The sequence below is a fragment of the Ruegeria marisflavi genome, from assembly GCF_025673445.1.
GTDB classification, from domain to species: Bacteria; Pseudomonadota; Alphaproteobacteria; order Rhodobacterales; family Rhodobacteraceae; genus Ruegeria_B; species Ruegeria_B marisflavi.
In genome coordinates, this window is sequence record NZ_JAOVQN010000018.1 from 104,503 (window position 1) to 114,275 (window position 9,773).

General features: G+C 62.3%; 9 protein-coding genes. 2 read left to right on the plus strand and 7 right to left on the minus strand.

The genetic code is table 11. The features are described 5' to 3' along the window. Nucleotides 1-195: 195 nt before the first annotated feature. From mraY to mraZ, 7 genes are read right to left on the minus strand one after another with little or no spacing between them, the layout of a single operon-like run. A complete protein-coding gene (mraY, locus tag OEZ49_RS16905) occupies nt 196-1,278 on the minus strand; it encodes a phospho-N-acetylmuramoyl-pentapeptide-transferase (RefSeq protein WP_263389417.1) in 1,083 nt (360 codons plus the stop codon). Between the two features lie 12 nt (nt 1,279-1,290). Beyond that, on the minus strand, nt 1,291-2,694 hold the full coding sequence (locus OEZ49_RS16910) for a UDP-N-acetylmuramoyl-tripeptide--D-alanyl-D-alanine ligase (RefSeq protein WP_263389418.1): 1,404 nt from the start codon (nt 2,692-2,694) through the stop codon (nt 1,291-1,293). Next, complete coding sequence (locus OEZ49_RS16915) at nt 2,691-4,172, minus strand: UDP-N-acetylmuramoyl-L-alanyl-D-glutamate--2,6-diaminopimelate ligase (protein ID WP_263389419.1); 1,482 nt, start codon at nt 4,170-4,172, stop codon at nt 2,691-2,693. Before OEZ49_RS16915 ends, OEZ49_RS16910 begins: the two co-directional genes overlap by 4 nt. Before the next feature lie 17 nt (nt 4,173-4,189). Continuing rightward, a complete protein-coding gene (locus OEZ49_RS16920; protein WP_263389420.1) occupies nt 4,190-5,977 on the minus strand; it encodes a peptidoglycan D,D-transpeptidase FtsI family protein in 1,788 nt (595 codons plus the stop codon). Next, nucleotides 5,974-6,342 carry a cell division protein FtsL gene (ftsL, locus tag OEZ49_RS16925; protein WP_164131845.1) on the minus strand — a complete coding sequence of 123 codons (369 nt, stop codon included), beginning with the start codon at nt 6,340-6,342 and terminating at the stop codon, nt 5,974-5,976. Before ftsL ends, OEZ49_RS16920 begins: the two co-directional genes overlap by 4 nt. Beyond that, nucleotides 6,339-7,334 (minus strand): 16S rRNA (cytosine(1402)-N(4))-methyltransferase RsmH, encoded by a 996-nt coding sequence (gene rsmH / locus OEZ49_RS16930; protein ID WP_263389421.1) that lies wholly within the window; start codon nt 7,332-7,334, stop codon nt 6,339-6,341. Before rsmH ends, ftsL begins: the two co-directional genes overlap by 4 nt. 4 nt (nt 7,335-7,338) lie before the next feature. Further along, complete coding sequence (mraZ, locus tag OEZ49_RS16935; RefSeq protein WP_263389422.1) at nt 7,339-7,842, minus strand: division/cell wall cluster transcriptional repressor MraZ; 504 nt, start codon at nt 7,840-7,842, stop codon at nt 7,339-7,341. A 980-nt stretch (nt 7,843-8,822) separates the two neighbouring features. Between mraZ and OEZ49_RS16940 the strand changes: the two genes are divergently transcribed. Together OEZ49_RS16940 and OEZ49_RS16945 are read left to right on the plus strand one after the other, a co-directional pair. Beyond that, complete coding sequence (locus OEZ49_RS16940; protein ID WP_263389423.1) at nt 8,823-9,047, plus strand: DUF1127 domain-containing protein; 225 nt, start codon at nt 8,823-8,825, stop codon at nt 9,045-9,047. A 363-nt stretch (nt 9,048-9,410) separates the two neighbouring features. Next, nucleotides 9,411-9,701, plus strand: coding sequence for a DUF1330 domain-containing protein (locus OEZ49_RS16945; RefSeq protein ID WP_263389424.1), 291 nt, complete (start codon nt 9,411-9,413; stop codon nt 9,699-9,701). Nucleotides 9,702-9,773: the final 72 nt, after the last annotated feature.

Sequence of the window (9,773 nt, forward strand, 5' to 3'; positions counted from 1 at the left end):
GGCTCCAGTAAGTCGCTATAGTCACCCCGCACGCCATCCGTTGCCCGTTTCACGTCATGGTCCAGCCGCCTCGACAGAGTGACCTATGAGTGGACCATGAAGAACGGGAACAGGGCGTACCGCCCCGTACAAAACGGTCAATCGTCTCTTCTGACCACGTACAAAACGGTCAATTCGCAGGACAAAAGGCCCACCTCAGCGGACCTTGAGTGTGGCCAGCCCAATCATCGCCAGGATCAGCGAGATGATCCAGAACCGGATCACGATGGTGGGTTCGGCCCAGCCCTTTTTCTCGTAATGGTGATGGATCGGGGCCATCAGGAACACCCGCTTGCCGGTGCGTTTGAAATAGAGCACCTGGATGATAACACTCAGAGCTTCCACGACAAAAAGCCCGCCGACGATGGCCAGCACCAGCTCGTGTTTGGTCGCCACCGCAATCGCGCCCAGCGCGCCCCCCAGCGCGAGGGAGCCGGTATCGCCCATGAACACGGCCGCAGGCGGCGCGTTGTACCACAGAAACCCAAGGCCCGCGCCAAAGAGAGCGGCGGTGAAGATCAGGATCTCTCCGGTCCCCGGTACATAATGTACATCGAGATATTCGGTGAAATCGACCCGCCCCACAGCATAGGCAATGACGCCCAAGGTGGAGGCCGCGATCATCGCCGGCATGATCGCCAGACCGTCCAGACCGTCGGTCAGATTGACCGCGTTGGCGGCGCCGACGATCACGCAGATCGAGAAGGGGACGTAGAAATAGCCGAGGTTTATCAACGTGTTCTTGAACACAGGCAGGGCCAGTTGGTTTTGCAGCGCCTCGGGGTGGTTGTAGCTCGCCCAAAGGGCTGCGATCACCGCAATGATGATGCCCAGCGCCAGCCGCATCCGGCCCGAGACGCCCTTGGTGTTCTGCTTCGAGACCTTGGCGTAATCGTCGGCAAAGCCGATCAGCGCATAGGCCATCGTGACGAAAAGTACCATCCAGACAAACGGATTGTCCCAACGCGCCCAGAGCAGGGTCGAAGTCATCAAAGCCCCAACAATCAGCAACCCCCCCATAGTAGGCGTCCCCGCCTTGGAGAAATGCCCCGCTGGCCCATCATCTCGGATCGGCTGGCCCTTGCCCTGTTTGCGGCGCAGAACGTTGATCAAGGGGCGTCCAAACAGGAAGCCGAAGATCAGCGCCGTCATGAAAGCGCCGCCTGCCCGGAAGGTGATATAGCGGAAGAGGTTCCAGACATCCCCCCCGTCCGACAAGGCCGTCAACCAATATAGCATGCGCCGCTGTCCCTAATCGTTTGCCGATTTTTTCGATCCGGCCCCATGGCCGATTTCGCGCAGCGCGTCAACAAGCCGCGCCAATCCCATGCTAAGCGACCCCTTAATCAGCACGATATCGCCGACCGCAACCAGGTCCTGTACCTTGGTCGCCATATCGGCGCTGGTTTCGGACCACAGCCCACGTTTTCCTTCGGGCAACGCTGCGTGCAGGGCCCGCATCAACGGGCCGAGGCAATGCACGCGGTCGATCTGCGCCATCGCCGGATGGGCCGCCAGAGCGGCATGTAGCGCTTCAGCTTGGGGGCCCAACTCCTTCATATCGCCCAGAAAGGCGATGCGGCGTGAGCCTGAGCCCAAGGCCAGCACGTCCAAAGCCGCCCCTGTTGATGTCGGGTTGGCATTGTAGCTGTCGTCAAGCAGGGTGATCGCGCCACCCTCCAGCGCGATGCTCTCGCGTGCGCCGCGTCCCTTGTAGGGCATCCAGCTTTCGAGACCTGCCAGCGCCTGCGCGCGATCCGCGCCCAGTGCATCGCAACAGGCCAGCGCACCCAGCGCGTTCATCGCGAAATGGGCGCCTGCCGATTGCAGGGTGAAGTGGATGCGACCCTCGGGGGTTTGCGCCTTTGTATGCGTCTCGGTTCCCACAACCTCGGCCGCGTTCAGGCAGTAGTCCCGGGCGCTACGGCCAAAGGTGACCTGACGCGCGCTGACGCTGGTGGCGACCTGTCGCAGGATATCGGCCTCGGCGATGTCAGTATTCAGCACTGCGACACCGCCGGGCTCCAGCCCCTCCATGATCGCAGCCTTTTCGCGGGCGATGCCCGCCACGTCGTCAAAGGCCTCGAGATGTACAGCAGCGACAGTGGTGACCATCGCCACATGCGGGCGCGCCTGGCGGGCCAGCGGTGCGATCTCGCCGGGATGGTTCATGCCGATCTCGATCACCGCAAATTCGGTGTCGCGCGGCATCCGCGCCAGCGTCAGCGGCACGCCCCAATGGTTGTTGTAGCTGGCGACACTGGCATGAGTGCGGCCCTGCGCGCCCAGCATGGCGGCCAGCATTTCCTTGGTCGAGGTCTTGCCGACGCTGCCAGTCACTGCCACCACCCGCGCCTGCGTACGGGCGCGCCCGGCGCGGCCCAAAGCCTCAAGCGCGGTCTGAACATCTTCGACCAGCAAGAGTGGCGCATCCGGGGCCACCCCCTCGGGGATGCGCGAAACCAGCGCGGCGCCCGCGCCCTTGTCCAGCGCCTGCGCCACAAAGTCATGGCCGTCACGGGCGGCGGTCAGTGCGACAAACAGATCGCCGGGCGCAATGGTGCGGGTGTCGATCGAGATGCCGCTGACCTGCCAGTCGCCCATGGCGCGGCCCCCTGTGGCCTCGGCGGCCTCGGCTGCGGTCCAGAGGGTCATGCCAGCCGTCCTTCCAGCGCGGCCACCGCGATGCTGGCCTGTTCCACATCGTCAAAGGGCAGCACCTGGTCGCCCACCACCTGCCCGGTCTCGTGCCCCTTGCCGCAGATCAGCAGAGCATCGCCCGGTTCCAGCGTATCGACACCGCGAAGGATTGCCTCGGCCCGATCGCCGACCTCGGTCGCACCGGGCGCGCCCTGCATCACGGCGGCGCGGATCAGGGCGGGGTCCTCGCTGCGCGGATTGTCATCGGTGATGATGACGATATCGGCATTTTCCACCGCCGCCTTGCCCATCAGCGGACGCTTGTAGGGGTCACGGTCGCCTCCGGCGCCGACAATGGCCACCAGCCGGCCCATCACATGCGGGCGCAGTGCCTTGAGCGCGGTGGCCACAGCATCGGGGGTATGGGAGTAATCGACAAAGACCGCCGCACCATTGGCACGGGTCGCGGCCAGCTGCATCCGACCCCGGACCGTGCCCAGATGCGGCAGGGTTTCAAAGACGCGCTCGGGCGCGTCGCCGCTGGCGATGACCAGCCCGCAGGCCAAAAGGATGTTTTCGGCCTGGAAACCGCCGATCAGGTCAAGCCGTGCCTGATAGGCCTTGCCCCGCCACGAGAACAGCAGGTCTTGACCGGTGGCGTCGAACCGCTGGTTGGTCAGGCTCAGGTCGCAGGGGCCGCGCCCCACCGTCAGCACGTTCTGGCCGCGCGCGGCGGCAATGGCGCGCATCTCGGCGCCCTTTGGGTCGTTCATGTTGATCACCGCCACCCCGTCGGGCGGCAGCACCCGACGGAACAGCCCCGCCTTGGCGGCGAAATAGGCCTCGAAGGTGGCGTGATAGTCCAGATGGTCCTGGGTGAAATTGGTGAACCCGGCGGCCTTGAGCACCACTCCGTCCAACCGCCGCTGTTCCAGCCCGTGGCTGGAGGCCTCCATCGCCGCATGGGTAACGCCGTTTGCCGCCGCCTCGGCCAGACAACGATGCAGGGTTATCGGCTCGGGCGTGGTATGAGCCAGCGGCGCGGTCCAGGCGCCCTCTACCCCGGTGGTGCCAAGATTGACGGCGTCATGGCCCAGCTCGGTCCAGATCTGGCGCACGAAGGTCGAGACCGACGTCTTTCCATTGGTGCCGGTGACCGCGACCATGGTGGCGGGCTGCGCCCCGAACCACAGCGCCGCCGTCAGCGCCAGCGCCTGGCGCGGATCCTCGACAACCACCAGCGCGGCCTGCGAGGCGGCCAGTTCATCGGCCGCGATGCGGGCGCCCTCGGCATCGGTCAGCACGGCGCTCGCGCCCATGCGCAGCGCGTATCGGATGAATTCCCCGCCATGGATGCGGGTCCCGGGCAGCGCGGCGAAAAGATAGCCATCCTTGACCTGGCGGCTGTCCACCGCCAGCCCGGTGATCACCGGATCCCGGCCGCTCCGCGCGGTCAGGCCCAGTTGGCCGAGTGTCTTTGCCGTATCGCCCATGGCGCCCCTACCCCTATTCAGTTCGAGGTGAGCGTATAACCAGCCCCTTGCCCGGGCTCAAGCTGTGGCCTGAGACCCAGCAGCGGTGCGACCCGACCGATCAGTTCTGCGGCGACGGGAACAGCCGTCCAACCGGCGGTGCGGCGCTTTTCGCCATATGCCACGATCCAGGGCTCGTCCAGTGTCACCACCAGAACGTATTTCGGGTCATTGGCCGGGAAGATGCTGGAGAAGGTCGCGATCACCTTGTCCTCGTAATATCCGCCGCGCGGCTTGGGTTTGTCGGCGGTGCCGGTCTTGCCGCCAACAACGTATCCGGGCACCTCGCCAAAGCTGGCGGTACCGCTGGTGACGACCTTGCGTAGCATCATGCGCGCCTGTTGCGCCGCGTTTTCCGACATCACGCGCGGGCCGTATTGCGGACCTTTCTGCTTCAGGATCGTGGGACTGACATATTGCCCGCCATTGGCAATCGCCGCATAGCCCGCAGCTAGGTGCATCGGGCTGGTCGACAGGCCATGACCGTAAGAGATGGTCACGGTGCTAAGCTCACCCCAAGTCTTGGGTTTGAGAGGCTGACCACCTGCCGCTTCGACGATTTCAAAGGGTGTTGGTTCGAACATGCCCAGTGCGCCAAGGAACTGTTGCTGCCGATCGGATCCGATCTGAAGCGCCAGGCGCCCGGTGCCCCGGTTAGAGCTGTGTACAATCACGTCCGCGACGCTGATCTTGCCATAGTTCTTGTTGTTGAATTCGCCGATGGGGAACTTGCCGATCCGCATCGGTCCCGAGGTGTCGATGACGGTTTCGGAATTGACCAGCCCAAGGTCCACGGCCTGAGCTGCGGTAAAGATCTTGAACACCGACCCGAGTTCATAGACACCCTGCACATAGCGGTTGAACAGAGGGCTGTCCGAGGGGTCGAACCCGCTGACGGGCGGGCGCGGCCGGTCGTTGGGATCAAACGAGGGCAACGATGCGGCTGCAACCACTTCCCCCGTGTGAACGTTCATCAGAACCGCCGAGGCGCCTTTGGCGTTCATGATCTTCATGCCACCATACAGCACCTGCTCCATCGCCGCCTGAACCGTCAGGTCCAGCGACAGTTGCAAGGGCTTGTCGCCATTTGCCGGATCGCGCAGATAGCCGTCGAACTGCTTCTCCACGCCGGCAACACCGATCACTTCGGCAGCCTCGACCCCCTCGCGACCGAACCCGGCCCCGCCCAGGATATGCGCGGCAAGCTGGCCATTGGGATAAAGCCGCATCTCGCGCGGGCCGAACAACAGGCCCGGATCGCCGATATCGTGAACCGCCTGCTTCTGCTCTGGACTGATGCGTTTCTTGATCCAAATGAATTTCCGCTTGCCGGTGAAATCCCGGATCAGCCGCTCCTTGTCGAGATCCGGAAACACCCGCGCCAGCCCCTCGGCGGCGGCCACCGGATCGACCATCAGGGGGGGCTGGGCATAGAGCGAGTGTGTCTCGAAATTCGTCGCCAGAAGCCGTCCTTCGCGGTCGATGATGTCGGCGCGCTGGGTGGCGATAGACGCGCCGGTGGCGCTGGCCATCGGCTCCTGCGCCTCGGACGAGGCCAGCATCCCCATGCGGGCGCCCACGACGGAGAAGGCACAGAAAAAGAAGACACCGAGAACCAGCAACCGCCCCTCGGCGCGGGCGCGGGCACGGTCCTGCATCTCGTCATGCCTGCGGCGGATGTTCTCGCGTTCGATCAGGTCGGGGTTTTCACCCTTGGCGCGGGCATCCAGAATACGGGCAAGCGGGCGCAGCGGGGTGCGGATCATGGCTGTTGCTCCGGCGGCAGGGTTCCGAGATCGGAGAAGTTCGACACATCGACACCGTCGACAATCGGCAATTCGGGATCGACGGCAAACATGATATCGGCCACCCGGCCGAACTGGTCCGGGCGCATCGGCAACAGGCCTAGGCTTTCGAAATTCAGATCCGCCAGTTCCCGCAGCCGGTCCGGGCGGTTGAGATAGGCCCACTCTGCCCGCAGAACGCTCAGGCGCACCTGCGCCGCGCCAATCTCGCGCTGAAGCCGCTGGGTCTCGTTCAGCACTTCCTGCGTCCGGTAATTCTCTTGATAAGCCCAGAGCGCCAATCCCAGAACCGCCAATGCGGTCAGCACATAGATCACGCTTTTCACCGCGTCCCCCCCTTGAGTTGCGGCATTCCGATCGCCCTTGCCTCTATTTCTCCAGCCGGGGCGTCCGTGCGCACCGCGACCCGCAGCTTGGCCGAGCGCGACCTTGGGTTTTCCGACAGTTCCTGATCGTCGGGACCAACCGCCTTGCGGGTCAGCAGCTCGAACCGCGGGAGATCCTCGATAGTTTCGGGTGCATATCGGTTTGCGCGCCCGGTGCGCCCGGCACGATCCTGGAGGAACCGCTTGACCATCCGGTCCTCGACCGAATGAAAGGTGACCACAGCCAGCTTGCCACCGGGTTTCAAGGCGCGTTCGGCGGCCATAAGGCCCTGGAACAGCTCTTCGTACTCGGCGTTCACTGCAATCCTGAGCGCCTGAAAGCTGCGCGTCGCCGGATGCGAATGGCCCGGCTTTGCGCGTGGCAGACAGGACTCGACAATCGCAGTCAGTTGCAACGTGGTCTCGATCGGCGCCGTACTCCGGGCCTTGACGATGGCACGCGCGATGCGGCGACTGGCGCGCTCTTCGCCATAGTGAAACAGGATATCGGCCAGATCGCTTTCCGAGGCGGAATTGACCAGATCGGCGGCACTTGGCCCGTCCTGGCTCATCCGCATGTCGAGCGGGCCGTCTTTCATGAACGAAAATCCGCGTTCGGCCTGATCGAGCTGCATCGAGGAGACGCCGAGATCCAGCACGACCCCATCCAGCTCCGAGGCGTATTCGTCCAGACGCGAAAACACGCCGGGCTGCATAACCAGGCGGTCACCATACTGGGCGGCCCAATCGGCGGCCATTGTGAAGGCCAACGGGTCGCGGTCGACCGCTATGACCTTGTCGGCCCCGGCCGCGAGCAGGCCGCGCGTGTAACCGCCAGCACCAAAGGTACCGTCCAGCCAGACGCCGGACACCGGGGCCACCGCCGCCAGAAGGGGGCGCAGCAGAACCGGAATGTGGGGATCGTTAGAAGGGGGGGCAGCGGCAGCGGACATGACCTCAGGTGCCCCCGGCCCCGTCGAGAAACTGCATCGGATCGAAGTCGTCCGGCAACTCGTCGAGCCATTCCTCGGCCGCCGCCAGTTCTTCGGCATCGTAGGTCGCGGGGTTCCAGATCTGGAACGTGTCACCCGCGGCGATAAAGAATGCCTCGTCGTTCAGCTCGATCTTTTGGCGCAGTTTGGCGGGCAGAACCAGGCGACCGGTTTCATCGACCGAGGTCGGAAAGGACTGACCATGGAACATGCGCTGGAGCATCTTGCGCTCCATCGAGCCGCGCGGCAGCGCGTCGATCTTGGCATCGACCTCGTCGATCGCCTCCATGGTATAGCACTCAAGGTATTTACGGCGATGGTCGCCATAGACAATGACCAGTTCGGGGTTGCCACCGGATTGCCAGTTGGGGTCACCTGCCTCCAGGACACGGCGAAACGAGGCGGGTATCGACACCCTCCCCTTAGCATCCACCTTGTGGTGGCTTTCGCCTCTAAACCTGCGCGCCAAGCTGACTGTCCCTTTCGCTTGCGCCCCCATTGTCTTTCCGTCCCCCAGAATGAAAACGGCGGGTTGATCTGCTGCCACTGATCAACCCGCCGACTTTGCCCGCCTTGCGGGGTGTCCGACTGCGCGCGCCACCTGGGGGGATGTCTGCTCGCTCGCGCGCCGGATCTCTTCGTTCGATGAAAGCGAGATGCCTGTATGAAACCTTTATTTTTTGGTTGGGGTCGTTTGGTGCCCCTGTCGCCTCGTCCTCATCGGATGAACAAGGGATGCCATGGGAAATCATGGAAATCAACTGCATTTTGAGGGCCTCATCCAAGCCTGATGGTAAGAAAAGCCACACAATATCATGTAATGAACGATTTAGTCACCACAAATTGTCACCTTTTCTACTCATGCAACTATATATAGTATACGAGGCATGTCCCCTCGATTTCCCAAAAAATCCCAGAAAAATTTCCCCTGCTCTGGTTAAACAAGAAATGTTCTTTGATTGTTCTGAACTAGCGCCGCGAATCAGCGCCGTTCATTGAAAAACAGCGACCCGACCCAGGGCACGCCCCGTCCCCGCCCACGATTTCCCATGGGAACGCTCGCCCTCTCACAACACGCCGCGAGAATCCCGCGCCGTTGTCGATTCCCTGTAGCTCAGCAAAGCACGCCAGATAGAGAGAGCTCTCCCTCGTCCGAGGCTGCCTCAATGCCTGACTTTTTTTGCGCCGCAAAATAAGTCACGTGGCGTAACTTTCAGGCGTCAAAGCTTGAATGTTCATTCAGGATTTTCCCGCACCCCACACCCGCCCCACAAAAAGCTCAATAAAAAAAGGAAAATTCTGCGATTCCATAGGGTTTCCAGGAAAGTATGCGCTTGCTGCATAGCAGCATTGACCCGAAAAGCTATTGTGCACTTGCAGCATTCCCCTATCTTCAGTCTCAACAGGGCGCCACCCGAAGGCGCTACCGAACAGAGACGGAAGACGACAATGGCGATGGCAAGCGAACATACCGCAATAAAGGTCGAGCACGGGTTTGGCCTTTCGGCGATGATCGAAGCGGCAGCGGCGCGCTTCACCCGGTACCGCGTGTACCGCGAGACGGTCAACGAGTTGTCGAAACTCTCCGGCCGTGAATTGGCGGATCTTGGCCTTCACCGGTCGATGATCAAACGCGTCGCTCTTCAGGCGGCGCAGGAGTACACCGCGCGCTAAGCGCAAGAGTTTTACGGATCAGGCCTCTCTCCTCCTCCCTGGGGCCTGAAACAAGGCGGCGGCATCCTCCTCCTCCCTGATGCCGCCGCATCAATACCGGCAAAGAAAGCCGGATGCCGATACACCGGGCTCTCCTCCTCCCTGCCTGGTGTAGAAAGCGCGCGGCGGTGCTCTCCTCCTCCCTGCACCGCCGCGACCCTCATACCGGGCGTCGATCCCGGGTTCGGATACATCGGGGCCTCCTCCTCCCTGCTTCGGTGTTGCAAAGAACGGCGGTTCCCCTCCTCCTCCCTGGGAACCGCCGTTTTCTTTTGTTCGTGGAAAACCTAGACTGAAGTCACAATTTCCATGGGGGGATGCCGAATGCCTGCCTACTTCATTGCGCAAATAGAAATCCGAGATCCGACAGGATATCAGGAGTATCTCGCAGGCTTCATGCCGATTTTCGAACGCCACAATGGCCGCCTGCTTACGGTTTCGTCAAAACCGGTGGAATGCGTCGAGGGAACTTGGCCTGAAGGCGGTGTGGTGCTGATGGAGTTTCCAGATATGGAAAAAGCCCGGGCCTGGAAGAATGACCCGGACTATCAGGAGCTGGCGAAAATCCGACAGCATACCGCGACAACCAACATGGTTCTTGTCGAAGGTCTCTAGGGTCTGTTGAGATTCAGGATTCCCATCTGGTCTAGGTTCTGATTCAAACTCCCAAAAGGGAGGTCTGAATGG

What these genes read in the sequence shown, in the direction of transcription:
- OEZ49_RS16920 (WP_263389420.1), bottom strand. Translation starts at nt 5,977, where the DNA reads ATGATCCGCACCCCGCTGCGCCCGCTTGCCCGTATTCTGGATGCCCGC.
- OEZ49_RS16945 (WP_263389424.1), top strand. Translation starts at nt 9,411, where the DNA reads ATGCCTGCCTACTTCATTGCGCAAATAGAAATCCGAGATCCGACAGGA.
- rsmH (WP_263389421.1), bottom strand. Translation starts at nt 7,334, where the DNA reads ATGTCCGCTGCCGCTGCCCCCCCTTCTAACGATCCCCACATTCCGGTT.
- OEZ49_RS16940 (WP_263389423.1), top strand. Translation starts at nt 8,823, where the DNA reads ATGGCGATGGCAAGCGAACATACCGCAATAAAGGTCGAGCACGGGTTT.
- OEZ49_RS16910 (WP_263389418.1), bottom strand. Translation starts at nt 2,694, where the DNA reads ATGACCCTCTGGACCGCAGCCGAGGCCGCCGAGGCCACAGGGGGCCGC.
- OEZ49_RS16915 (WP_263389419.1), bottom strand. Translation starts at nt 4,172, where the DNA reads ATGGGCGATACGGCAAAGACACTCGGCCAACTGGGCCTGACCGCGCGG.
- mraY (WP_263389417.1), bottom strand. Translation starts at nt 1,278, where the DNA reads ATGCTATATTGGTTGACGGCCTTGTCGGACGGGGGGGATGTCTGGAAC.